The 25,216-nt window shown below is 53.5% G+C and carries 24 protein-coding genes and 1 tRNA gene; 18 read left to right on the top strand and 7 right to left on the bottom strand.

The genetic code is table 11. From position 1 onward, the window contains the following. Positions 1-65: 65 nt before the first annotated feature. The 3 genes from BM040_RS18700 to BM040_RS18690 all read right to left on the bottom strand — a co-directional run bounded on the left by BM040_RS18700 (position 66) and on the right by BM040_RS18690 (position 1,896). A complete protein-coding gene (locus BM040_RS18700) occupies positions 66-368 on the bottom strand; it encodes a hypothetical protein (RefSeq protein ID WP_245756298.1) in 303 nt (100 codons plus the stop codon). Positions 369-504: 136 nt separating this feature from the next. Beyond that, positions 505-804, bottom strand: a complete 300-nt coding sequence (locus BM040_RS18695) for a hypothetical protein (protein ID WP_092104751.1) — start codon at positions 802-804, stop codon at positions 505-507. 81 nt (positions 805-885) lie between these two features. Then, positions 886-1,896, bottom strand: coding sequence for an acyl-CoA reductase (locus tag BM040_RS18690; protein WP_092104749.1), 1,011 nt, complete (start codon positions 1,894-1,896; stop codon positions 886-888). A 120-nt stretch (positions 1,897-2,016) separates the two neighbouring features. Between BM040_RS18690 and BM040_RS18685 the strand changes: the two genes are divergently transcribed. The 3 genes from BM040_RS18685 to BM040_RS18675 all read left to right on the top strand — a co-directional run bounded on the left by BM040_RS18685 (position 2,017) and on the right by BM040_RS18675 (position 6,010). Then, a complete protein-coding gene (locus BM040_RS18685; protein ID WP_092104747.1) occupies positions 2,017-2,367 on the top strand; it encodes a 4Fe-4S binding protein in 351 nt (116 codons plus the stop codon). Positions 2,368-2,578: 211 nt separating this feature from the next. Then, positions 2,579-3,151, top strand: a complete 573-nt coding sequence (locus tag BM040_RS18680) for a pentapeptide repeat-containing protein (RefSeq protein WP_092104745.1) — start codon at positions 2,579-2,581, stop codon at positions 3,149-3,151. Positions 3,152-3,379: 228 nt separating this feature from the next. Beyond that, the gene (locus BM040_RS18675) at positions 3,380-6,010 is read left to right on the top strand and encodes a valine--tRNA ligase (protein WP_092104743.1); all 2,631 of its coding nucleotides are present in this window, start codon (positions 3,380-3,382) and stop codon (positions 6,008-6,010) included. Between the two features lie 74 nt (positions 6,011-6,084). Here BM040_RS18675 and BM040_RS18670 read toward each other — a convergent pair whose 3' ends face one another. After that, positions 6,085-6,750, bottom strand: coding sequence for a hypothetical protein (locus BM040_RS18670; RefSeq protein ID WP_092104741.1), 666 nt, complete (start codon positions 6,748-6,750; stop codon positions 6,085-6,087). A 173-nt stretch (positions 6,751-6,923) separates the two neighbouring features. Between BM040_RS18670 and BM040_RS18665 the strand changes: the two genes are divergently transcribed. The 8 genes from BM040_RS18665 (at position 6,924) to BM040_RS18630 (ending at position 12,543) form a co-directional block, all read left to right on the top strand. After that, positions 6,924-7,691 (top strand): ThuA domain-containing protein, encoded by a 768-nt coding sequence (locus BM040_RS18665; protein WP_092104739.1) that lies wholly within the window; start codon positions 6,924-6,926, stop codon positions 7,689-7,691. A gap of 112 nt (positions 7,692-7,803) precedes the next feature. Continuing rightward, positions 7,804-8,250, top strand: coding sequence for a hypothetical protein (locus tag BM040_RS18660; protein ID WP_139217853.1), 447 nt, complete (start codon positions 7,804-7,806; stop codon positions 8,248-8,250). Between the two features lie 110 nt (positions 8,251-8,360). Next, on the top strand, positions 8,361-9,185 hold the full coding sequence (locus tag BM040_RS18655) for a carboxypeptidase-like regulatory domain-containing protein (RefSeq protein WP_092104735.1): 825 nt from the start codon (positions 8,361-8,363) through the stop codon (positions 9,183-9,185). A 121-nt stretch (positions 9,186-9,306) separates the two neighbouring features. After that, positions 9,307-9,388 (top strand) — tRNA-Leu (locus BM040_RS18650). Between the two features lie 415 nt (positions 9,389-9,803). Next, complete coding sequence (locus BM040_RS18645) at positions 9,804-10,253, top strand: MarR family winged helix-turn-helix transcriptional regulator (RefSeq protein WP_092104831.1); 450 nt, start codon at positions 9,804-9,806, stop codon at positions 10,251-10,253. Between the two features lie 30 nt (positions 10,254-10,283). Continuing rightward, positions 10,284-10,940 carry a YceI family protein gene (locus BM040_RS18640; protein ID WP_092104733.1) on the top strand — a complete coding sequence of 219 codons (657 nt, stop codon included), beginning with the start codon at positions 10,284-10,286 and terminating at the stop codon, positions 10,938-10,940. A 52-nt stretch (positions 10,941-10,992) separates the two neighbouring features. Next, the gene (locus tag BM040_RS18635) at positions 10,993-11,658 is read left to right on the top strand and encodes a YceI family protein (RefSeq protein ID WP_092104731.1); all 666 of its coding nucleotides are present in this window, start codon (positions 10,993-10,995) and stop codon (positions 11,656-11,658) included. A gap of 120 nt (positions 11,659-11,778) precedes the next feature. Continuing rightward, positions 11,779-12,543: a DUF6503 family protein gene (locus tag BM040_RS18630; protein ID WP_092104729.1), complete on the top strand. Its 765-nt coding sequence runs from the start codon at positions 11,779-11,781 to the stop codon at positions 12,541-12,543. A 40-nt stretch (positions 12,544-12,583) separates the two neighbouring features. On the opposite strand, the gene BM040_RS18625 is transcribed toward BM040_RS18630, so the two are convergent. The 3 genes from BM040_RS18625 to BM040_RS18615 form a co-directional block, all read right to left on the bottom strand. After that, positions 12,584-13,132, bottom strand: coding sequence for a hypothetical protein (locus BM040_RS18625; protein WP_092104727.1), 549 nt, complete (start codon positions 13,130-13,132; stop codon positions 12,584-12,586). A gap of 383 nt (positions 13,133-13,515) precedes the next feature. Continuing rightward, the gene (locus BM040_RS18620; RefSeq protein WP_092104725.1) at positions 13,516-14,061 is read right to left on the bottom strand and encodes a hypothetical protein; all 546 of its coding nucleotides are present in this window, start codon (positions 14,059-14,061) and stop codon (positions 13,516-13,518) included. A gap of 349 nt (positions 14,062-14,410) precedes the next feature. Then, positions 14,411-16,576, bottom strand: coding sequence for a S9 family peptidase (locus BM040_RS18615; RefSeq protein ID WP_217646797.1), 2,166 nt, complete (start codon positions 16,574-16,576; stop codon positions 14,411-14,413). Between the two features lie 230 nt (positions 16,577-16,806). Between BM040_RS18615 and BM040_RS18610 the strand changes: the two genes are divergently transcribed. The 7 genes from BM040_RS18610 (at position 16,807) to BM040_RS18580 (ending at position 25,204) form a co-directional block, all read left to right on the top strand. Beyond that, positions 16,807-17,094, top strand: coding sequence for an ATP-dependent Clp protease adaptor ClpS (locus BM040_RS18610; protein WP_092104723.1), 288 nt, complete (start codon positions 16,807-16,809; stop codon positions 17,092-17,094). Between the two features lie 19 nt (positions 17,095-17,113). Then, a complete protein-coding gene (gene recR / locus BM040_RS18605; protein WP_092104721.1) occupies positions 17,114-17,722 on the top strand; it encodes a recombination mediator RecR in 609 nt (202 codons plus the stop codon). A 282-nt stretch (positions 17,723-18,004) separates the two neighbouring features. Next, complete coding sequence (locus BM040_RS18600) at positions 18,005-20,029, top strand: Ig-like domain-containing protein (RefSeq protein WP_175491125.1); 2,025 nt, start codon at positions 18,005-18,007, stop codon at positions 20,027-20,029. Positions 20,030-20,039: 10 nt separating this feature from the next. Further along, positions 20,040-21,041, top strand: coding sequence for a PorP/SprF family type IX secretion system membrane protein (locus BM040_RS18595; RefSeq protein WP_092104715.1), 1,002 nt, complete (start codon positions 20,040-20,042; stop codon positions 21,039-21,041). Positions 21,042-21,190: 149 nt separating this feature from the next. Further along, complete coding sequence (locus tag BM040_RS18590; protein WP_092104713.1) at positions 21,191-22,405, top strand: pyridoxal phosphate-dependent aminotransferase; 1,215 nt, start codon at positions 21,191-21,193, stop codon at positions 22,403-22,405. Continuing rightward, positions 22,405-23,424, top strand: coding sequence for a bifunctional heptose 7-phosphate kinase/heptose 1-phosphate adenyltransferase (locus BM040_RS18585; RefSeq protein WP_092104711.1), 1,020 nt, complete (start codon positions 22,405-22,407; stop codon positions 23,422-23,424). The genes BM040_RS18590 and BM040_RS18585 overlap by 1 nt, the downstream gene beginning before the upstream one ends. Next, positions 23,405-25,204, top strand: coding sequence for a TrkH family potassium uptake protein (locus tag BM040_RS18580; protein ID WP_092104709.1), 1,800 nt, complete (start codon positions 23,405-23,407; stop codon positions 25,202-25,204). The genes BM040_RS18585 and BM040_RS18580 overlap by 20 nt, the downstream gene beginning before the upstream one ends. Positions 25,205-25,216: the final 12 nt, after the last annotated feature.

Below are 25,216 nucleotides of genomic sequence, written 5' to 3'. Positions count from 1 at the left end.
GTTTACCGGGCAAGCTGTTATACTTTATACTTGGGTGGAAGTATAGGCGGGAGTGGTGTCATGGTTTAGCAGTAATTAATTTCCAGGATAGCGCACAGCGGTAGAAACATGCCGGATTTAAGTAGTACAAAGTCCTTGTCGAAGCCCCAGAGTGCAGCCTCCACGCATTTGATCTCGCCGGAAGCTGTCTTGAACGTGATCATGGACTTGTTGCGGTAAGTGTTGCCCAGGATGGTGGCGCGGTTGGCGGCGTAGTAGCGACGGCTTTTCGCGTCGGCATCCTGCAGCACGTCATTCTTGCTGAATTTTAAGGTTGGAATGCGCTCTTTACTGATTAGTTGTGTGTTGTTCTTGGTGTCTTGCATCATATATTTCTCGTTTGGTTCGGGATATATAGTGCAGATACCATGCCGGAATTGCGTTTAAACACAGAAGTGAGGCAGCAGCAAAAAAAGCAAGTATAGTTATACTTGCCTCAGTATTAGAAACAGGGGGAGCTCTTGTTTAGAAGAACTCGATACCTACAATAGAGGTGACAGGGATGGAGCAGCCGGCTTTCAGCGTCATAAAACGGTCATCCACGGCCCACACGGTGGTGTCCACGCGCCGTTGCACCCCGTCGGCTGTCTGAAAGGTAATCTCTACCTTGCCCCGGTATACGTTGCCAAGTGCGGTGGCACGGTTTAAGTCCCACATGCGCTTCTTGCGCGCCTCAGGGTCTGTGAGTACGTCTTCTTGCCCAAAGCGGAGCGAAGGAATAAGCTCCTTCTCCACCATTGGGATGGTGTTTACATAACTTTCCATGTGCGGTTTCTATTAGTTTAGTTAAACAATTTAAGAAACTGCTTGGAAATATGCAATGTTTGAACGCTGATTTTTAGGGTACTACAGCCGCTGCAGAAACGCCAGTGTGTCCACGCCATCGGCATAATCCCACACCATAGGCGTCTGCGCCTGGCCAAACGGAATGCTGCCTTCCAGCCAGCCGTGTGCCGCCACTACCACCTGTGTCTTGTCCTTTACTTCGTGAAGCTTGTGGCGCAGGTCTGCCAGGGAGGCAAAGGTGTCGTAAAACAACACCGAGATAGGCGATACCAGCTTATCGCTCTGTTGCACCAGCATAAAGCCGTTGTCGAAGTGCGGTACGCGGTTTACCAGCAGGATAGATTTGTTGTAGTCGTAGTTGTTCTGGTACTTGTGGTGGTCCAGCAGGTTAGCACGGTGCTGGTTGGCCTCGAACAGCTTCTCAAAAGTATAACCTTCCGGAACCAGCACCTTCGACACGTTGCGGCAGCCCAAGCCATAGTAGCGGAAGATATCCTCGCCCAGGGCACGCAGGTCGTCGGGCTCCTCGTGGCCGGTAAGCACGCCTATACTTGTGCGGTTCTTGCGGATGATGTGCGGGCGCTTGGCAAAGTAGTACTCAAAATAGCGGGCGGTGTTATCAGAGCCGGTAGCGATAATCGCGTCGGCCTCTTTCAGCAAATCCACGAATTCGATTCGGTCGGCAAAGGCAGGCTCTATGGCGATGAGCATATTCACCAGGCGCTTGATGAGCATGTCGTCGCTGGAGCTGAGCTTGGCCAGCAGGGTGTGCCCGCTGATAAGCACCGACAGTAAATCATGAAAGCCTACCATCGGGATGTTGCCGGCCATCACCACGCCAACCTTTTTAGGTGTAACCTGTTTGAAGTGGTACGGGTACAGCCATTCACGGAGGTATTGCTCCTCCAGCATGACAGCCACGCCTTGCATCGCACAGGAAACGTTATCCTCTGTAAACCAGGGGTTGCGGGAGGCGGCGGAGAAGGCCCAGGCCTGCCGCTCTTCGGGAGAAAGGTGTTGCAACTGTTTCCCGAGTTCTACAAAGGCTTCAATCCTGTTCTCTAATGTCATGGCAAAATGTATGGCTGCTAAAAATAAACTTGATAGGGATAGGGTTTGTTCCTAATTTTGTTCCTAAGTATAAACTGAATCGAAGTACAAAAGTATAAAAAATATACAGGAGATACGACTATGGCTATCATGATAACCGATGAGTGCATTAACTGCGGAGCCTGCGAGCCGGAGTGCCCGAACACTGCCATTTACGAGGGCGGTGCGGAGTGGACGTGGGGAGGCGGTACTGCACTGAAGGAGGTGGAGATTGACGGGGGTGAGATTATCCCCGGCGATGCGCCACAGACACCCATTTCTGATGAGTTCTACTACATTGTTTCCGATAAGTGTACCGAGTGTACAGGTTTCCACGAGGAGCCGCAGTGCGCTGCCGTTTGCCCTGTGGATTGCTGCGTAGACGACCCGGATTACCGCGAGACAGAGGAAGAACTGCTGGCCAAGAAAAGCTGGTTGCACCAGGAGGCTTAAGTATAAAGCATCAGCAACGTATAAAAACCTGTCTGTAATGGGCAGGTTTTTTTGTTTCATAAACTTAAGCTGCGATTTTCGTGCTTTCGTGAAGGTGTAAACCTATCCCAGCCCCTCCGAGGAGGGGAATTATAGTACAGCTACAGGAATTCCCCTCTCGGGAGGGGTTAGGGGTGGGTTCATCAGAACCTGAGTTTTAAAGTATAACATCATGGAAGGAGCCATACACGAGGGCAAAACCTTTGACAAGATAGTATACCCGAACAAGCCCATCAACAACAGGGAATTCGAAAGGTGCACCTTTAAAAACTGCGACTTTTCGAACGGCGATTTCTCACGGAACCGCTTTACCGACTGCATCTTTATCGGCTGTAACCTGGCGATGCTCAACCTAAGCCACACGACCCTGAATGATGCGGTTTTTAAGGAGTGCAAGCTGATGGGGGTGAACTTCAGCGCCTGCGAGGAGGGGCTCTTTACAGTGCGGTTTGAGCATGGCGTGCTCGACTATACTTCCTTCCAGAACCGGAAAATGCCCCGAACTAAGTTTGTCCATACTTCGCTAAAGGGCGCCGACTTCTCCGGGGCCGACCTGGCACATGCCGTTTTTGAGGATACAGACCTGTACCGGGCTGTCTTTAACCGCACCAACCTCTCCGGCGCAGACTTCTCCACAGCTTTTAACTTTGACATTGACCCGGAGGCCAACACCATCAAAAAAGCGAAATTCTCTAACTATGGGCTACAGGGCTTGCTCACCAAGTATAACCTGCAAATCGTCTGACCGGTGATTTACAAGGATTAGGCCGATGCTACAGGATTTTTGACAGCATCAGTATTGAGGGTTTAAAGCTTGTAAAGCCAGGTAAAACCGTGGCTTAAATGGGCCAATCCTGCAAATCGCTTAAATCTCCCTCATCACCGGTAAGTCAATCAACAATTAACAATCAACAATCAGCAAAAATCCCTAATTTTGCTTCTTCGCCCAACAAGCAAAAAACGAAAGTATACGATGTCAATCTCAACGAAATATAACCCCAAGGAAGTAGAGAAAAAGTGGTACGACAGCTGGATGGAGCGTGGCTTCTTCCACTCCGAGCCAAACCCGAACAAGGAGCCTTACACCATCGTGATTCCGCCGCCGAACGTAACGGGCGTGCTGCACATGGGTCACATGCTCAATAACACGATTCAGGATGTGCTTATTCGCCGGGCGCGCATGCAGGGCAAAGAGGCTTGCTGGGTGCCGGGCACCGACCACGCGTCCATTGCCACGGAAGCGAAGGTAGTGGCCATGCTGAAGGAAAAAGGCATTAGCAAAAGCGACCTGACGCGTGAGGAATTCCTTAAGTACGCCTGGGAGTGGAAAGAGAAGTATGGCGGCATTATCCTCGAGCAGCTTAAGAAACTGGGCGCCTCCTGCGACTGGGACCGTACCCGCTTCACGATGGAGGAGGACCTTTCTGCTGCCGTAATCGAGGTGTTTGTGGACCTGTACCGCAAAGGCCAGATTTACCGCGGCGTGCGCATGGTAAACTGGGACCCGCAGGGCCAGACCGCCCTCTCCGACGAAGAGGTGATTCCAAAAGATACGATGGCCAAAATGTACCACCTCAAGTATGAGGTGGTAGCTGATGGAGCCGAAAAAACATACCTGACCGTGGCTACCTCGCGTCCAGAAACCATTATGGCCGACGTGGCCGTGGCCGTGAACCCGAACGACGAGCGCTACACGCACCTGCATGGCAAAAGCGTGCGTATTCCGCTGCTTGGCAAAGAGATTCCGGTGATTTTGGATGAATACGTAAGTATAGAGTTCGGTACGGGTGCTCTGAAAGTAACGCCTGCCCACGACCTGAACGACTACGAGCTGGGCCAGAAGCACCGCCTGCCTACTATCGACATCCTGAACAACGACGGTACCCTGAACGAGCAGGCGCAGCTGTATGTGGGGCAGGACCGTTTTGAGGCGCGCCGCAACATCGTCAAAGACCTTAAAGAGGCCGACTTGCTGGCGAAGATAGAGGAGTATGCCTCTGTGCTGCAGACATCCGAGCGTACGGGTGCCGTGATAGAGCCGCGCCTGTCGATGCAGTGGTGGTGCAAGATGGACAAGATGGCCAAGCCTGCGCTGGAGGCCGTGATGAACGATGAAATACGCCTGCACCCGCCCAAGTTCAAGAACATGTACCGCTCCTGGATGGAGAACGTGCACGATTGGTGTATCTCGCGCCAGCTGTGGTGGGGACAGCAGATACCGGCGTATTACCTGCCGGACGGTTCTTTCGTAGTGGCTGCCACGGCGGAGGAAGCTCTGAAACTGGCCCGTAAAGAGAGCGGCAACGACAACCTGCAACTTTCAGATTTGCGCCAGGACGAAGACGTGCTGGATACCTGGTTCTCCTCGTGGCTGTGGCCTATCTCGGTGTTCGACGGCTTCAAAGACCCGGACAATAAAGATGTCCTGTACTACTACCCGACCAACGACCTGGTAACGGCTCCGGAGATCCTCTTCTTCTGGGTGGCCCGTATGATTATGGCCGGCTACGAGTTCCGCAACGAGTTGCCGTTCAAAAATGTGTACCTGACAGGTATTGTGCGCGATGCGCAGGGCCGCAAGATGTCCAAATCACTGGGCAACTCCCCGGATCCGCTTGATTTGATCGACCAGTACGGGGCCGACGGCGTGCGTGCGGGCATGTTGTTCAGCTCACCGGCCGGCAACGACCTGCTCTTCGACGAAAAGCTGGTAGAGCAGGGCCGTAACTTCTCGAACAAGATCTGGAACGCTTTCCGCCTGATTAAAGGCTGGGAGGTGGACGAGAGCCTGCCATTCCCGAATGAGATGGCCGTGAAGTGGTTCGAGTCGCGCTTTAACGAGGCCTTTGTGCAGATAGAGGACCATTTCAGCAAGTTCCGTATCTCTGATGCGCTGCTGGCTGTGTACAAACTGGTATGGGACGACTTCTGCTCCAGCTACCTGGAGATGATCAAGCCAGCCTACCAGCAACCGATCGACAAGCAAACGCTGGAGGCGACGACGGCCATCCTGGAGAAAGTGCTGAAGGTGCTGCATCCGTTCATGCCGTTCATTACCGAGGAGATCTGGCACGAGCTGAAAGAGCGTAAGCCGAAGGAGTACCTGATTGTAGCGCCATGGCCGAAGAAAGACAAGTTCGATAAGGACATCATCGAGAAGATGGAGAACGTGCTGAACGTGGTAGGTTCTGTGCGCAACATCCGCAACTCCAAGAACATCGCTAACTCCAAGCAGCTCGACCTGTACATCAAGGTGATGAACCAGGATAACTATGAGCCGTTCCACAGCATCCTAAGCAAACTGGCCAACCTCGGCGAGATCAGGTTTGTGCAGGAAAATGTGGAAGGTGCCATCAGCTTCATCGTGGCCGGCGACGAGTTCTTCATCCCAATGGAAGGCAACATTGACGTGGCAGCCGAGCGCGAGCGCCTGCAGAAGGAGCTGGAGTATACCAAAGGCTTCCTGGCATCGGTGGATAAGAAGCTGAGCAACGAGCGTTTTGTGAGCGGAGCCCCGGAAGCAGTAATTGCCAACGAGCGCAAGAAAAAAGCCGACGCGGAGGCGAAGATCCACGCCATTGAGCAAAGCCTGGCATCGCTGTAAAGTGAAGTATAAAGTATAAAAAAGCGGCTGCTCTCCTAAGAGGGCAGCCGCTTTTTTATTTTGGCTAAGTATGGTTACTGTACCGGTCCGGCAGAGATAACCTCTTGTGCGCCTCTCGGAGCAGGCTTGCGGGCAGTTTTCTTGTAGCTGGTCTCCAGTTCTAAGAAGATGGCTGTCAGGTGCTTTTCAAACCTCTTGGCGTGGCGCAGGCGCTGCCGCTCATCGGAGCCGAACATGCCACCGCTGGTGTACACCCTGTTTACTGCCCCCAATGTAGGGTGCGCGATGTCGTTGCTCAGGGCCAGGGTAGCCTGTGTTTGGTTGGTGGGGAAATACCAAAAAGCGAGGTAGAAAGGCAATCCGGCCGACACCATCGCTACCGGAACGCCGATCAACCCGACGGAGCTCACGACTACACCTGCGGCACGCTGACCGGAGTTAGTGTACTGCACATGCTCTACCCGAAGAAGCAGGGCGCTTTCATCCCGGCACTCAGTTAGCTTAAAGGCGTGCGGCTGCCTGTTGTATCGCTGCATATACGCTTCCAGCGTATTCTCAAATTGCTCCTGAAACGCGGGTGGCACATCCTCAGCAAAAACAAGGCAGACACCTAACTCTTCAATTCGTTTTCCGTCCTGCAACGAGAGGCGGGTGGAGGTACACTGCGCAAACAGCAGCAAACAAAGCGGTAGGAACACCTGCCAGCGCGGCAGGCGTGTTTTTCTGTAAAGTTGTTTCATAGAAAGTTGGATTTTTGGTGCAATATAGCAGAATTAGCAGGTACGAAAATACTTCCCGTCTTCTTATTTTTATGGCTATACCCTGTGTTGTGCCATACTCAAAGTATAGGCCTTTCTGTTTTATTTCCAGCTTCAAAAAAGTATATTAGAAGAATCATATAAGCCATTATACTATGCGAAAGAGCATTATACTTTACAGCCTGTTATTACTGGCATGCAGTGCCTTTTCCTGTTCTTCGGAAGCGTCTGAGCAGGCAACTGCAACTGAGAGCGCACAGCAGAAAAGGATCCTGGTGTTCTCTAAAACCGCTGGTTTCCGGCACGAGTCCATTCCGGCGGGCAAGGCGGCGCTGCTGCAACTGGGGCAGGAGTATAATGTGGGGGTGGATACCACCGAGAATGCTGCCTACTTCACCGCTGACTCACTGAAAAAGTACGCGGCCGTGGTGTTCCTCAACACGACCAAAGATGTGCTGGATGAGACGCAGCAAGAGGCTTTTAAGCAATATATCCAGTCGGGCGGAGGATTTGCCGGGGTGCACGCTGCTAGCGACACCGAGTATGATTGGCCCTGGTACAACCAGTTGGTGGGGGCATACTTTACGAGCCACCCGGAAGTGCAAAAGGCTGCTATCGATGTGCTGGACAAAGACCACCTCTCCACCAGCCATCTGCCCGACCGCTGGGAGCATACGGACGAGTGGTACAATTTCAAAAGTATGAACCCCAAGGTGCATGTGCTGGCTAACCTGGACGAGCGCAGCTACAAAGGCGGCGAAAACGGAGAAAATCATCCTATTGCCTGGTACCACGAATTCGATGGCGGGCGCGCCTTTTATACTGCCCTGGGCCACACCAAGGAAAGCTACAGCGACACACTCTTTTTGCGCCATATGTGGGGCGGCATCCGGTATGCGATGGGAGAGTCATCCCCGCAGTAAAATGAGCGTGGGCTCGAAGTTATAAACGGCTATTTCCTTAAATAGAATTTGAGGGTTCATGCAACCCTTGGCCATAGTTTGGGGCTCTTCCAGGTAAGGAATAAGCCAAACTATGACAAATTACCTATACGCTATGGTGGCCGTGCTGCTGCTGATGACGCAGTGCCAGGAGGATGTATCTCCCCGGTCCGCCGAGCTGGGCGAAGCTTTTACAATGGCGCAGGGACAGGTGCTGAAGGTAAGCGGTGCGGAAACGGATTTGCTGGGGCTGCAGGTGGAGGAGGTGACCGACTCGCGCTGTCCCAAGGACGTGGTGTGCGTGTGGTACGGCAATGCTGTGGTAAAAGTAAAAGTGCTGGGGCGCAACAAAAAAGGGCAGTCCGTTACCTTCTGCATCGGCGACTGCCGGCCGGAGCCCATGCGCAACAAGCACACCCAGACGGTGGACGTAGACGGGCAGGAGTATGAGATTACCCTGCTGGATGTAATGCCCTACCCAAGCTCGGATAGCCAGGAGACCCATAAAAACGTGAAACTGCAGGTAAGTAAGGGCAGTTAATTGCTCCTCCTATACTTTTATACTTTCCCGCAACACTGGTCTGGTGATGCGAAAGGTACAGGAAGGTTTGAGCCTCCCCGCAAGTATAAACTACCCTCACCCAATCCGCTATGAAACAAATCATCACCCTGCTGCTACTGCTTTTTTCGTTTACCACGGAAGCCCAAAGTATAAAACTGCAGGGGCGCGTGTTGGCTTCCGAAAGTGGCCAGCCGTTGCCTTACGTCAACATCGGCATCCGGAACAAGAACATAGGCACCGCCTCCGATGCACAAGGCAGGTTTATACTTGCGTTGCCATCTGAACGTGCCCAGGATACTTTGACCTTCTCGGCTGTCGGGTACCAGGAGCTGCCGGTGCCGGTGCGGGCGTTGGCAAGTATGGTGCCGCTGGAAGTAAGGCTACAGGAGAAGGTAACCGGCCTGCAGGAGGTGGAAGTGCACAGCCGCAAGCCAAAGCTCAGGCGGCTTGGGGTAACGGGGCGGCTGCCGGTAGTATGGGGTAACCCCGACCAGCGGGAGGAAAAGGACATTTATGAGTTCGCTAATTTCATCAAGGTGAGCGGCAAGCCCACCGAGTTGCTCTCGGCACACTTTTACCTCACCAGCACCAAGCTCGACTCCGCCTTATTCCGCATCAACCTATACCGCAACGACAACGGCTTACCGGGCGATCGGCTGGTGGAGCAGCCCATCGTGCGGCGGTTCTCGACCAAAGAAGGCTGGCTGACGGTTGACCTGGAACCCTTTGGCATTCATACCGATGAGGATTTCTTCCTGGGCATTGAGTACCTGCCAGCCACCGGCTCCGACAGGCTGGCCATCATGCTGGGAGGGAAGTTGGGCGGCTCCAGCTACTCACGCAAAGCAAGTCTGGGCAGTTGGGAGAAGTTCGTGGGGGCAAGTCTGAGCGGCTACGTGACGGTGCGCCAATAAGGAGGCTTTGAGAAATTTTAAAGTAACAAAAAAAGAATATCCGGCACGCAGGGTATTGCATTTATGAATCTGCTTAGTATATTTGCAGTACCAATCCTTAACCGCGGTTGAGGAACAAAATGCGCAAGTGGCGAAATTGGTAGACGCGCTGTCTTCAGGCGGCAGTTCCGCAAGGTGTGAAGGTTCGAGTCCTTTCTTGCGCACTTAAAAGAGGCTAATCGGAAACGGTTAGCCTCTTTTGTTTTAAGCCATTCTTTTTTTCAAGTTATGCTTTGGCCCAAGCAACAAAGTATGAAACCATTTCTTAGGTACGTTGTTACAGGAAGTATAAATATATAACTTTACTATACTTACTGAGGGAAATCATACTTTATGCGGCACATTGAAGGCAAACAAGTTGTCATGAGCTGTCGAAAGTATGGATGTTGCTAAAGCACGCTGTACCATTGCTGGCCTTATTTGCATTTAAAAGCAAAGAGCAAACGAGGCTATACTTTCTATATGTTTTCTGAAAATCAGGGGTTTAATGAAACTTTCTGAAATTATTTCTGTTGATATGTTTGTACATTAAATGTATGTACATTATTATTGCAGATAATTCGGATGCAAATGCCGCATATGAAGATAGAAGAAGAGATTAAGCAGAGCGTATTTAAGACAGAGTATCAGAAGGCCTACATCAACGTGGTGTTCACGGCCGGGTACCTGGAGCAGGCGCAGGCGGCTTTGTTCAAACCCTTTGGAATAACGTTGCCGCAGTATAACATATTGCGTATCCTGCGCGGGCAGCACCCCAAGCCGGCCACCATCAGCATGCTGATAGAGCGCATGCTGGATAAAACCTCGAACGCTTCGCGCATTGTGGACCGGCTGGAGGCCAAGGAGCTGGTAACACGCAAGCAATGCCCGGCTGACCGCCGCACGGTGGACGTGATGATAACTGAAAAGGGCCTGGACCTGTTGAAGCAGATGGATGGACTGGAGGGAGGCAAAGGCACTGGTATTATGAACCTTACCGAAGAGGAGGCTACGCAGCTGAACAGCCTGCTCGACAAAATAAGAAGCTAAACCAGTTTAACCATACCCAAGACAAAACCGATGAAAAAGTACGTAGTCCTAGCCTCGCTTGCCAGTGCCATGATGTTTACGGCCCAGGCAGGAAACCCAAGTACCGTGATTGCAACAACAGCCACGGAGGCAGCCGCCCCTGCCAAAGTGCGTGCTTACAAAGTAGACGCTGCCGGAAGCACGCTGAAGTGGCACGCCAAGAAAGTGACCGGCGAGCATTTGGGTAACCTCACGCTGCAGAGCGGCGACATCCAGGTGAACGGAAACAAAGTAGTGGGCGGAACTTTCGTGATCGACATGGCCAGCATCACCTGCACGGACATCAAAGACCAAGGCTCCAACACCAGGCTGGTAAACCACCTGAAGTCCGACGATTTCTTTAGCGTGGAGAAGCACCCGACGGCTACATTTAAAATTACGGGTGTGAAGCCGATTGCCAATGCGGCGGCAGGCAAGCCAAACGCCACCGTTACCGGCGACCTGACCATCAAAGGCATCACCAACCAGGTAACGTTCCCGGCAGTGCTGTCGGTGAAGAATGGAGTAGCTTCTGCCAAGGCCGACGTAACGATAGACCGCACCAAGTATGATGTGCGCTACCGCTCCAACAGCTTCTTCGAGAACCTGGGCGACAAGGCCATTTACGACGATTTTACGGTTTCACTCGACGTGACCGCAAAACTATAACAACCAAGTATAATCAATCTTTCCATACTCAATTAATTATTACAAAACCAAGATGAAAAGAACAGCAATCTATGCATCTTTCGCTGCGGCCCTGTTTTTCACTGCCTGCAGCTCCGAAAGCAATACTGCCGAGACAACTGCCGTAACTTCTGAGGCTCCTGCCGCTGCAACTGGTGAAGGCGAGACTTACCAGATAGCGCAGGATCAGAGCAGCGTGAAGTGGCACGGCACCAAAGTAGGTGGCGAGCACATGGGCGAAATTAAGGTGCAGAGCGGCGAGCTTACTGTAAACGGCGACCAGCTGACAGGCGGTAAGATCGTGATCGACATGAACTCTATCACCAACTCTGACATCGAAGATGCAGAATACAATGGCAAACTGGTAGGCCACCTGAAGTCTGACGACTTCTTCGGCGTGGAGACTTACCCAACTGCCACTTTCGAAATTACCAGCATTTCTCCTATCGCTGATGCGGCTGCCGGCGCGCCTAACCACAACGTAGAAGGCAACCTGACCATTAAGGAGAAAACTGAGGTAGTAAGCTTCCCAGCTGTAGTTACTGTGGATAACGGTACAGTAAACGCGAAAGCTGACGTGAAAGTAGACCGCTCTAAGTACGACGTGCGTTACGGCTCTGAGACCCTGCTGGGTGAGCTGGGCGACAAAGCTATCGCTGATGAGTTCACCATCACGTTCGACGTGACGGCTGCGAAATAAATCTGATTTCTGAATAGTCCCTTTAACCGCTCCGGCTCCATAGTCGGGGCGGTTTTCTTTTATACTTGCCCGTGGCTTTCTTACCTTTGGGAAAGTGCACCTACAGAAAAGATCACCCTTATGCTAAAGTATACTTATACCTGGCTGCTGCTGGGCTTATTGTTTATTGCTGCTGCCTGCTCTGAGAGCAAACCCGCCGGAGATGGCGAGGCGCAGGCCATTGTGGATGCCGCCATTAAAGCCCACGGGGGGCAAAAGCTGGATAAAAGTATCGTAAGCTTCCGGCTGCGCGACATCCAGTACCGGGCCCTGCGCGACAACGGCGCCTTCGTCTACAGCCGCACCTTTACCGACTCCACGGGCCAGCGCATCCACGACGTGCTCAGCAACAGCGGCTTTAAACGAACGGTAGACGACGTGGAGGTGGAGATACCGGAAGAGCGGAAGCAGGCGTTCAGCAACTCAGTTAACTCGGTGGTATACTTTGCCCTGCTGCCCTACTTCCTCAACGACCCGGCCGTGCAAAAATCATACTTGGGCGAGGCCAAAGTAAAAGGCGAGCCTTACCATAAAGTGAAAGTTACCTTTGCCCAGGAAGGCGGCGGCGACAGTTACCAAGACGAGTACGTGTACTGGTTCCACAAAGACCGCCACACCATGGATTACCTAGCTTATAACTTCCAGGAGAACGATGGCGGATCCCGCTTCCGGGAGGTAATTAAAGCCTACGAGGTGGGCGGTGTGCGTTTCCAGGATTACAATAACTATAAGATCGATGACCTTAACTTCCCGATCGACAACTACGACAGGGCCTATGAAGCAGGCAAGCTGGAGAAAGTATCCGAAATCATTCTGGAAGGAGTACAGGTGCGGGAGTTGGAGTAGTGGAGTAAGGGTAGGGCTGACGAACGGTCCTGCAGTATAACTACCTGCGCGTTTTTACGATAGGATCAACGACTATCATGCTCTTCTTGCCTATCCAGCCTAAGTGGAGGAAAATATTGATGAGTAGGGTGAAAGGGAGCAGCATCACGCCTGCAAGGCCTGTGTTATAATCTGTAAAAATCTTCTCTCCCATACTTCCATTTTCGTTTTTGTAGGCCACTGCTTTGAAGAGTCTTTTCCCGAGATAATACTCCACACTTATCCACCCATACTTGATTGGCGTCTTTAACAGCCGCTCAACCGAATCGAGGTTTTCCCGGTTAAATAATCCTGCTTTAGGATTGTTGCCGCCTAGCAGTTCTCCTGACCATGCTTTAGCCGCACCACTGTAGAACTGTATGTCATCCAATGTGCTCCAGTCCTGGTTTGGGCAGATGAAGTCTATAACGGTTTCGTTTGTTTTTGATTCTACTCTGTAGACACCATTAGAAAGCACGTCTGTGTTATCTATGATTTGATAAAGCGCCTCATCCGAAAACTTACGCTCCAGATAATCCTTCCAGTTTTTGATGTCGTTGCTAACCGCCATATCAGTTTAATATCTCACTTAGGTAGGTGTTTGTATGTCTGCTACGTCTTTATTCAATGGATTTTTCTGCTCACTCATACATCTCTCACCCTCGCGGGACGCGAGCGAGGGTAGCCAGATTTATACTTGTAGAGGCGCAAAACATGACGCTTCTTTTTGTTTGTAAGATTGATGATTGCTCTCGCTCTCCTCTGGCCAGTGCGGGCTATACCACGGCCTCTGGCCGGTTGAGTTTATTCTTTATACTTCAGCATATACTCTATACTTTTTATGACCTGGCGGGACGCCACCAAATACCGCACCTCCCGAAAGCGTTCGGGACGAGGGGCAGATTGAATTATCCATTCACTCAATCACTCATCCACTCATTCAAAGTTGAAAACCTACTCCACATCAAACTCCTTCGGCAAAGCCACGGTCAGGTGCTTGGGGCGGCTGTGGATCTGCTGCAGAAACTCGTCGAGCTCGGCTTTATACTCCAGGTGGTAATCTTCGTGCAGGTTTTTGCGGATGAGCTGCAGGGTGCGCAGCAGCAGGCGCGCTGTGGCAGTAAAAAAGCCTTTGTAGTAGCTGTCGAACTGGCCGGTGAAGTTGTCGAAGATGAGGCGCAGGGTATACAGGTGCAGGTCTACCTCGGCTTTGGGCTCTTTGGTGATGCGCTTGAAGCGGGCAATCTCCTTCATCGCTTTGCGCAGCGCCTTGGTAAGCGCCTTGCTCAGGCTGCGGCCACTGGCGTTGATAAGCAGCTCGTGTATCCTATCGGCGGCCTCCTCATACACTTCCTCCAGCGTTACCTCCACCAGCAGCTCATACTTGAGTATGTCATACAACTCAGCGTCACGGCGGGCGGCGCGAAGTATAATGGCTTCCTTTTCTTTGTCGCTCAGTTGCTTTACGGCCTGGCGAAAGGCGGGGGATACGGCTGGCATAGGTTAACGCTAAAGTATAAATCTGCTGCAAAGGTACGCAATTCAGCGGTTTAAGGGAATGTATACTCTGGACAGGGGATAAGGCAGAAACTCTAATGAATAGTTCTTGCAAAATGCTCTCGCTCGCCTCCGGCGAGTGTGCGCTATCTGGCGGCGTCCCGCCACTTATACTTATACTCTAAGCGGCCAGAGGCCGAGCCATGCCGCACACTCGCCAGAGGCGAGCGAGGGCACTGGTGTTTTTAAAGTCTTTTGTCTAAAATTCCTTCATCCTGCTACATTTAAGTATAAGCAGAAGTATAAAATGAAAACGGCGCCGATACATTCAGCGCCGTTCTCATTTTACACTTTAGAGGTTGTCGTCAAAGTACTGCGTGACCTTACGCATCAGGTGCACGCGGTCTTTGCCCCGTACGTTGTGCGGGTGGCCTGGGTACACGAAGTAATCGAGCAAGATGCCCTCATCCACCGCTTTTTTAAGGAAGGCCAGGCTGTGCTGCCACACGACTACATCGTCCACCGTACCGTGAATCATCAGCAATTTGCCCTGCAGGTTTTTCACGTGGTTGAGCAGGTTGGCATCTTCATAGCCTTTCGGGTTCTGCTCGGGCGAGTCCATGTAGCGCTCAGTGTACATCACCTCGTAATATTTCCAGTCGATGACCGGACCGCCGGCCACGCCCACTTTAAACACGCCTGGGTAGCGCGTCATCAGGGAAGTGGTCATAAAGCCGCCGTAGCTCCAGCCGTGTACGCCCAGGCGCGTGCCATCCACGTAAGGCTGCGATTTGAGGTATTCCACACCGCGCAGCTGGTCCTGCATCTCCACCGTGCCGAGCTGGCGGAACGTAGCCTGCTCAAACGCCAGGCCTCTGCCTGAAGAGCCGCGGGAGTCGAGGGTGAAGACGATGTAGCCTTTCTGGGCCATCAGGTGCATCCAAAGGTTGGCGCCACCCAGCCAGCTGTTGGTCACCAGCTGCACGTGCGGGCCGCCGTATACATACACCACCACCGGGTACTTCTTGTTCTTGTCCATGTTTGGTGGCGTAATCATGCGGGCGTACAGCTCCGTACCGTCCTCAGCCTTAATCGGGAAGATGGTAGTCTCCCCCAGCTTATAGGCAGTCAGTGGATTTGGGGCTGTCAATAGCGTTTGCTCTACTTTGCCGTGGGTGCTCAGCACTTGGATTTTGCGTGGTACTTCCTGGCTGCTATAGTTGTCGAGAATAAACCTGGCGTCGGGGCTGAGCTGGGCGCTGTGCACGCCGCTGCCCTGCGACAGGCGACGGCTTTTGCCGTTGCGCAGGCTCACGGCGTAAATGTGGCGCTCCAGCGGGCTCTCGGCCGTGGAGGTATAGTATAGCTCATCGCCTTTCTTGCTGAAGCCGTGGATGTCGGTAACCATCCAATTGCCCTTGGTGAGCTGGCGCAGCTGCTTGCCGCTCGTGTTGTACAAGTATAAATGGTCGAAGCCGGTGCGCTCGCTCACCCACACGAATTGGTCGGGTTTGCCCGGTACAAAGTATAACCCGTGCTCCGGCTCCACATACTTCTCCTGCTGCTCCTCCAGTAGCGTGCGCTCAAAGGCGCCGGTCTGGGCGTTGTAGCGGTTAAGTTTCATGTGGTTCTGGTCGCGGTTGAGCACAGCAATGTAAATGTGTTTCTCGTCCGGGCTCCAGGTGATGTTGGTCAGGTACTGTTCGGCTGGCTCGCCGGTTTGCAGGTAAATCGTTTTGCCGGAGGCCACATCGTACACGCCCACCGTCACGTGGTGGCTCTTGCCGCCTGCCATGGGGTATTTGATGTTGTTGAGCTGCGCCGGCAGCGGGGCCACATCCACCAGCGGGTAATCGGTTACCATCGTCTGGTCCATGCGGTAAAAGGCCAGTTTGCTGCCCGTCGGCGACCAGAAGGTGCCCTTGGTGATGCCGAACTCAGAGCGGTGTGCCGCCTGCCCGTTCACAATGGCTGCGTTCTCCTCCTTCGTTATCGCCACGTCTTCTTTGCCCGGTACCGACAAGTATAAATTGTTGCCTTTGGTGTAAGCCAGGCGCTGCATGGTCGGGTCCAGTTCTTTGTTCTCGGCCTCTTTGGCATAGGTCATCGTAACGCGCGCCTTGCCTGATTTCAGGTCATAGCCGATGATGCGGTTCTGCACGTCCATCAGGAAGTTGCTGCCGTCGCGCCAGTAGAGCGCGGGGAAGCTGCTGAGCTTATCGGCGCCTGTAGCCGTTATGGCCGCGTTCAGCTGCTCCAGCGTCAGGATGTCCTGCTGCTTGGTGGAGGTGGCGTTGCCGCGTACAAGCACCTGATTGCCGTTGTCTGCCTTGAGGTAGGTGAAGTCGCTGGTGCCTGCCACCCAAGCAAGCTGGCGCAGGTTCTGGGGCTGCAGGGCCGGGTTGATAACGGCGTCTTCCATGGTCAGCACCTTGTCCTGGGCCTGTAGGGGCACGATGGCCACCACCAGCAGCAGGAGCAGGCACAGCCGCTTTTGTAAATATGAAATAATCATCATTTGTAAGTATAAACAGTATAAAAATAAGGTATGCAAGAAACGCTTAATCTGCCTTTTTTACAAAAACCACTGGCCCTTAGCCGCCAAAGTATGCTTGAAAACGGGGAATCATACCCCGTTGTATTTTGTTAAAATCCATACGCCTTACCAGTATAAAAAGGCGCCGGAACAGGTACTTATACTTAGGCCACGCACTTCTTTTAGTGGGTAGAATTTAGTAGTTTTGCAGTATGAATTGGGATACAGGTATTTTACATAAAGAGGATTTTGACGTTGCGTTGCTCGAAGAAACCACCGACTTGCGGAACCTGGTGGTGTACAACGACGACGTGAACACGTTTGACCATGTGATTGACACGCTCATCAAAGTATGCGGCCACACGGCAGAGCAGGCCGAGCAGTGCACCATGCTCATCCACTACAAAGGCAAGTGCACCGTGAAGGTGGGAACGTTTGAGGAACTGAAGGGGATGTGCACCGCGCTGCACGATAAAGACCTTTCAGCGAATATAGAGTAGAGGAGGCGCAGCTGGATTGATGAATTTTCCTTCTAAACTTATTGAAAACGCCGTAGAGGAACTGGCGAAGCTGCCCGGTGTGGGCCGGAAAACCGCCCTTCGCCTGGCCTTGCACATGCTCAAGCACGAGTCGGAGGATACCTTCTCGCTGGCAGAGGCGCTGGTGAAGATGCGTACCGAGATCAAGCACTGCAAGCATTGCCACAACATCTCCGATACCGAGGTCTGCTCCATCTGCTCCAACCCCCTCCGCGACCGCAGCATGCTGTGCGTGGTCAGCGACATCCGCGATGTGATTGCCATTGAGAACACGGCGCAGTACAAAGGCCTTTACCACGTGCTGGGTGGCGTCATTTCGCCTATCGAAGGCATTGGCCCATCCGATCTGTACATTGATGCGCTGCTGGAGCGTTTGCCAGGCTCGGAGGTGAAAGAAATCCTGCTGGCTATTAGCCCCACCATGGAGGGCGATACTACAGCGTTCTACCTCACGCGCAAGCTCCGCGATTTTGACCTGCGCATCACCACCATCGCCCGCGGTGTGCCGGTAGGCGGCGAGCTGGAGTATACCGACGAGGTAACGCTCGGCAGAAGCATCGTAGAGCGCACGGCTTACGGAAAAGTATAAAAAGTATAAAATTGGACAGGAAAGGCTGCAGAAATACTCTGCAGCCTTTTTTTGTGTCTATCACATCCTGTTAGAATATAACTGCACCTATATATTAGCTTGAATTAATTGATTTATACTTTCAAAAAATAGACTTAAATTAATTGTAAGTGGAACTAAATATAAGACTAATAAGTATGTATAGGACGTAATTAATAGCTTTAGCCATCGGTGCCTATGGAAGCATCACGTTTACCTAATCATACATTTACTTTTAGGCAGTATAAGAATTTAACCGGCGTTTTGCTGCTAATCCTTTGTTTCTGCACATTTTCTGCCCACGCCAGGGTAGTAAATGAAGCTCCCCGTGCGCTGGAAGTGGCTTCCTGTTCTACTGCCGTAAAACCAAAGATTACCCTCAATGGCCCGCCCACCATATGCGCCGGTGGCAGCGTGCTGCTTACGGCAAGCCCGGGCAAAAGCTATAAATGGAGCAACGGCGCCACCTCCCAATCCATCACCATCACACACTCAGGGGAATATACCGTGGAGGTGGTGGATGAGAATGGCTGCGTGGGCAAGTCGGATGTGGTAAAGGTGGAGGTGTCTGCCAAACTGAAGGCGCCTAAGATTGAGTACACCGATCCGCTTATCGTATGTGGCAAAGGAAGTATAACCATGCGTGTGGAGGAGCAGGAGGGAGCGTCCTATGTGTGGAAGAAAGACGGTGTGCCGGTGTCGGACAAGTCGAACGAGTTTACCGCCACCGAGGCGGGCGTTTATACAGTGGAGCTTTCCAACTTCTGCGGGTATGTGCGCAGCGCCAACAAAGTAGAGTTCGTGATTCAGCAACCGCTGCCCCCCTTCGAGGTGGTGGCAACCGGTAAGCTAATGTTCTGCAGGGGCGGCAATGTAAAGCTGTCGGTGCCGGAGCATAAAAATGTAACCTATGCCTGGTACCTGGATGGCAAAGCGCTACCGGGCAGCAACAGCCATACCTGGCAGGCCACCGAAGCCGGGGCGTATACGGCCGCCATCACCGGCGAGTGCGGTACGTTTAAGAGCAGCAACAGCATGCAGGTAGAGCTGCTGGGGCTTCCGGAGCCTCCTGCTGCCGAGCGGGTGGTAGGCTGCACCAAGTCCTCCCTTACCCTTACAGCCTCCGGCGGAAAGAACGGCATGTACCGCTGGTATACTGCCGCCAAGGGTGGCACGGCTATACCGGGTGCCAATGGCCCTTCCTTCACTACGCCTGTGCTAGCAAGCTCCACCACCTACTATGTCGCCATCACCAATGGAGAGTGTGAGAGCGAGCGGGTGCCGGTGGAGGCGGTTATCGAAACCAAGCCGGAGGTATCAACCATTGAAGCAAAAGGCGATTTGGAGTTCTGTGAGGGCGGGGCTGTGGAGATAAGCAGCAAAACAGTGCACAAAGGCGGCGAGTATGTGTGGCTGCGCGATGGGAAAGAGTATGCCCGCGGCACTAGCACTCTGCAGGCCACCGAAAGCGGCGTCTATACTTTAAAACTACAGAACGACTGCGGGGCAACCCTTTCTTCCAACAGCATAAAAATTAACGTATGGCCGGCCCCTCAGGCACCGGTGGCTCACGATGGCATTTCCTGCGGGCCCGGTAAGGTGTTGCTCTCCGCTATTGGCGGCGCCGATGGGGAGTTCCGCTGGTACGAGGATGCCGCCACTGCCAAGCCCATAGCAGGAGCGGTAAATGCCGATTTTGAGACGCCAGCCCTGCAAAGCACGCGCACCTACTATGTGTCCATTGTCCGGAACGGGTGTGAGACGGAGCGGGTACCGGTGAAGGCTTTTGTATACCCTGTTCCCGTGGCATCAGCCAGTGTGCAGGAGGCCGAGATCGACGCAGGCGCCAGCACCCGCCTGAGCGGCAGCGGGGGCGCAAGCTATAGTTGGAGCCCCGCTGCCGGACTCGATGACCCAACCAGTGCCACCCCGGTAGCCACCCCCGATAAAACAACCCGCTATACGTTGACCGTGCGCAACGAAGAGGGCTGCGAAGACAGCGTAAGCGTGGAAGTGCAGGTGCGGCAGCTGTTGGAGATACCCAATGCCTTTTCACCCAACGGCGATGGCGTGAACGACACTTGGGAAATCAAAAACATCACCTATTACCCGCAGGCAAAGGTGGAGGTGTATAACCGCTGGGGAAGTATGGTTTTTGAGCAGACAAACTACCGCAACGAGTGGCATGGCACCTACAGGGGCAATGCGCTTCCGGTCGGCACTTACTTTTATGTGATAACAGTGCCTGGCAAGGGCAAATTTACCGGCTACCTGAACCTAGTTAATTAATGCACCGCTTATGAAGCGACTTATACTTCCTTTTCTTTTCTGTTTATTGCCTTTACTGGCCTCTGCACAGCAGAAGCCGCAATACAGCCAGTACAGCATCAACAATTACCTGCTTAACCCTGCCATTGCGGGGATCGAAGAGTATGCCGACGTTAAAATAGGTAGCCGGTCGGCCATGTCCGGAGTGGAGGGCGCCCCCAGAACCTACTATGTCAGCGCACATGCTCCTATAGGCTACACTTCGAGAGGAGGGCGGAAAAGTGCTGGCCGCCGGTCCCCTTCGTTTGGAGGGAGCAGCAAGGGCGGGCGCATCAGCGAGCAGTTCAGGCCGCACCATGGCGTCGGGCTGCTGGCCGTGCATGACAGGGTAGGAGCTTTTTACCGTACCGAGGCAAGTATGGCCTATGCCTACCACCTGGCGCTGTCGCGGGAGGTGCGTCTTTCCGGCGGCATCAGTGCCGGCCTGATACAGCAGCAGCAGCGGGCCGACGAACTGCAGTTTGCCAACCCCGGCGATGCCGCCAACACCAACTGGAACATGATGAAACCAAACCTGTCGGCGGGGTTGTGGCTCTATGGCAGCAATTTCTACATCGGCACGTCCGGCACGCAGCTGTTGGGCAACGCCGTCAATTTCGACAACTCCGTGCAAGACCGTAACCTGCTTTACGAGCACTACTTCCTGACCGGGGCCTACCGCTTCAGCGTCACGGAGGAAATTAGCCTGGTGCCCTCGGTCATGCTGATGTGGCTGCAGACGGCCCCCGGCACGATAGACTTTAACCTGCGCGCTGTATACCAGGACAGGCTGTGGGTGGGCGGGTCTTACCGGCAGAACGGGAATTTTGCCGTGTTAGCAGGGGTAACCATCAACCACATCTTCGACCTGGGCTATGCCTACGACAGAGGGGTGGAGGCAAACTACGGCATGGGTAACGGCAACCACGAGGTGGTGCTGGGCATGCGCATTTTTAACAAGGCCAAGGTGCTTTGTCCGCAGAACCTGTGGTAAGGCATAACCCCTATCCTGCTACGCAAACGCTTGTTTTTCATACTTTATACCTCCCTTTTGTGTCCTTTAAATCATTGTAGTTGATATTCGCTTCGGTTTGTGGAAAGTGTGTGGCTTTATGAGTAAATTGCCCGCTTAACTCAACGTATATGAGAGAAACCGAAGAAGCGAAAGCAATCCTTTCTGATAGAATTTTGTCCCTGGCTGAGTCGCAGACCATCGCCATGGCTAAAAAGGCCCGTGAGCTGGCAGCTAAAGGCTACGATGTGATCAACCTGAGCTTCGGGGAGCCTGACTTCCAGACGCCGCAGTACATCAAAGACGCCGCCAAACAGGCCATAGACGAAGGCTTCACGTTTTACACGCCGGTGCCCGGTTACCCGGAGCTGCGCCAGGAGATCTCTAAAAAGTTTAAGCGCGATAACAACCTGGACTATGCCCCCGAGCAGATCGTGGTATCTACCGGGGCCAAGCAAAGTATAGCCAACGCGGTACTGTGCCTGGTAAACCCCGGCGACGAGGTAATCATCTTTTCGCCTTACTGGGTGTCGTATGAGGAGATCGTGAAGCTGGCTGAGGGCATTCCGGTGCCTATTATGGGCCGCCTGGAGAACGACTACAAGGTGACCGCCGAGCAGTTGGAGAAAGCCATCACGAGCAACACCAAGCTGGTAATGTACTCTTCGCCATGCAACCCAACCGGTGCCGTGTTTGAGGAGGAGGAACTGCGTGCGATTGCCAGCGTGCTGGAGAAGTATCCGCAGGTGCACGTGATCGCCGATGAAATCTACGAGTACATTAACTTTAGTGGCAAGCACTTCAGCATAGCCAACATCGATGCTATACGCGATCGCGTGGTGACGGTGAACGGCTTCTCGAAAGGCTACGCTATGACGGGATGGCGTGTGGGCTACCTGGCTGCCAGCCGTGAGATTGCCGCCGCCTGCGATAAGATGCAAAGCCAGATTACCTCCGGCACCTGCTCCATCGCCCAGAAAGCCGGCGCCGCTGCCCTGAAAGGCGGCAACGCCAGCGCCCTGGAAATGGCTGAGGCCTACCGCCGCCGCCGCGACCTGGTGCTGGACCTGATGAACGACATTCCTGGGTTCAAGACCTACCTTCCGAACGGGGCATTTTACATCTTCCCGGACGTTAGCGCATACTTTGGGAAACAGTTCGAAGGCAAAACGATGGAGAGTGCCGAAGACCTGAGCATGTTTATACTGAGCGACGCCCATGTGGCAGTGGTAAGCGGAGAGGCATTCGGGGCACCGCAGTGCATCCGCTTCTCTTTTGCCGCTTCCGACGAAAAACTAGTTGAGGCAATGCGTCGCATCAAGAACAGCCTCGCAAAACTGCAGTAATGAATCAAATTAATAGCTTAGAGAGTATTTTTGAGGCCTTTAACCGCCTGAACGTGCTGGTGGTGGGCGATGTGATGATAGACTCCTACCTGTGGGGCAAAACCTCGCGCATCTCGCCGGAGGCACCGGTGCCGATCGTGAACGTGGTGAAGCGGGAGAAGCGCCTGGGTGGGGCCGCTAACGTGGCCCTGAACGTGCAGGCCATGGGAGCCACGCCTTTGCTTTGCTCCGTTATCGGCGATGACCAGGACGGGGCCGATTACCTGCGCCTGATGGAGGATCGGGGCCTTTCTACCGAGGGCATCGTGCAGAGCCCGGAGCGCGTTACCACCATCAAGCACCGTATTATTGCCGGGGCGCAGCAGCTGCTGCGCGTGGATGCCGAGATAGAGCACAACCTGACAGACTACGAGGAACGCTACCTGGAAGAACGCTTTGTGCACCTGCTGGAGAAGGCCGACGTGGTGATCTTTGAAGACTACGACAAAGGCGTGTTCTCGGAGCGCAACATCAGGCGTTTTCTGGACCTGGCCAACCAGCGCGGGGTTCCGAGCGTCATCGACCCGAAGAAAAAGAATTTCCTGAGCTATGTGGGCTGTACGCTGTTTAAACCAAACCTGAAAGAGCTGAAGGAAGGCCTGAAAGCCGACTTTGCCGATGAGAACCTGCCCGCCTTTGAGGATGCCGTGGAGGAGCTTCAGGAGCGCTTGCAGGTAAAGCAGGTGCTGGTTACTTTGTCGGAGCGGGGCGTGTTTGTGGCAGATGGGGCAGCGAAAACCTACATCGAGGCGCACCGCCGCTCTATTTCCGACGTTTCCGGGGCCGGTGATACCGTTATCAGCATTGCGGCGCTCTGTATGGCTCTGAAAACTTCTGTGCACTTTATGGCCGGCCTGAGTAACCTGGGCGGCGGCCTGGTGTGTGAGCAGGTAGGCGTGGTGCCCGTAGACAAGCAACGGCTATACGAAGAGGCACAGCGTATACGCCTGTTTGAAACACATGAACACCGAATCGCTTAACAGATTCCTTTACGACAGCAAGCTAAGGGCTTACGCCCTGATGCGCTGGACCACCTATGTTCTCACCATACTTGCCGTGGGTATACTGCTGTATGCCCACGGCGTGGTGGAGGACCCGGCCACCCTGCGCAAGCTCTTCCATGCCATCGATGGTATCCTGGCCATCTTCGTGGTGATTTACCTGCTGCGCATCCTGTATGCCTTCGAGCGGCTCAAGTTTCTCAGGCGCACCCGCTTCGAGGGTTTCCTGATGCTGGTGGTGTTCATCAACGAGTTCAGTACCTACGTGCTGGGCATCCCCGTCATTTACAACATCTTCGAAAGTATAGGCATCCCGCTGTCGGTGGAGTGGTACCGGGCAAGCGTTTCGATGTACATGCTTTTGCTGCTGATTGTGGAGCTGCTCGAGACCAAGGTGCACATGAAAACGCTGCAGCTCAAGCCGGGTATCACCTTCCTGCTTAGCTTTATTTCCCTGATATGCATTGGCACCGGGCTCTTTATGCTGCCCAAAATGACCACCACCCCGGACGGGATGCGGTTTGTGGATGCCCTGTTTATGGCTACCAGCGCCTCCTGCATTACGGGCCTTGCCGTGGTGGACCCCGGCACTTACTTTACCCTGTCGGGGCAGGTGCTGCTGCTGGTGCTGGTGCAGCTGGGAGGGCTGGGGGTAATGACCTTTGCCACCTTCTTTGCCACGCTCATGCGCCAGGGCATGGGGATAAAGCAACACGTGGCCATGCACGAGCTCATGGACAGCGACTCGCTGCTTTCTGCCAAAGGTTTGCTGGGCAAGCTCATCACGCTTACCTTGAGCATCGAGGCCGTGGGGGCGGTGATCATCTTTGCCACCTGGAGTCCTGAGGTGCAGTTCACGAACCTGGGCAGCAAGATCTTCTATTCCGTCTTTCATGCAGTGTCCGGCTTCTGTAATGCCGGTTTCTCCCTTTTCCCGGAAGGGTTGTACACGCAGCCGCTCCGAACCGGCTACATCATGCACCTGACCATAGCGGCCCTGGTTATACTTGGCGGACTTGGCTTCCCTACCATGCTGGATGTTTTTTCGCCTTCGGCCATGCGCCGCCGCATGCATGCCCCTTGGCGCAACTGGAAACTGCTTTCGCGGGTGACCATTTATACTTCTGCCGCCTTACTGGCCTTTGGCACGGTGGTGTTTTTCCTGCTCGAGTACTTTAACACGCTCTCTACCCTGAACTTTGCCGAGGCCATTGTGACCGCTTTTTTCCAATCGGCTACTACCCGCTCCTCTGGCTTTCATACAGTGGACATCTCGGTGCTCAATACACCTACCGTACTCCTGTTCCTGGCTTTGATGTTTATCGGGGCTTCGCCGGGCTCTATGGGTGGGGGTATCAAAACCACCACTTTTGTGGTGCTTATACTTTCGGTGATTACTACGATACGGGGGCGTGAGAACCTGGAGATCGGGCGGCGCAACATTCCGCACTCTGTGGCCTATAAAGCCTTCTCCGTATTCACCTTTGCTGTTGTCATCAACATCATCTGCATCTTCTTCCTGTCCATCACCGATGCACAGTTTGATATCCTAAAGCTTATGTTTGAGCAGGTATCGGCTTTTGCCACGGTGGGGCTGAGCACGGGCATTACGGCAGGCTTGTCGGACGCCGGTAAGCTGATTATTATTATGTCGATGTACGTGGGCAGGGTGGGTACCCTTACGCTGGCGCTGGCGCTGAGCACGCGCGTTAGTACCAAGGCCTACAAACTCCCCACCTCACACCTGCCAGTGGGCTAAGCAAGCACTGTC

Source organism: Pontibacter chinhatensis, from assembly GCF_900113285.1.
GTDB classification, from domain to species: domain Bacteria; phylum Bacteroidota; class Bacteroidia; order Cytophagales; family Hymenobacteraceae; genus Pontibacter; species Pontibacter chinhatensis.
This window is presented reverse-complemented; position numbering and strand designations above follow the sequence as displayed.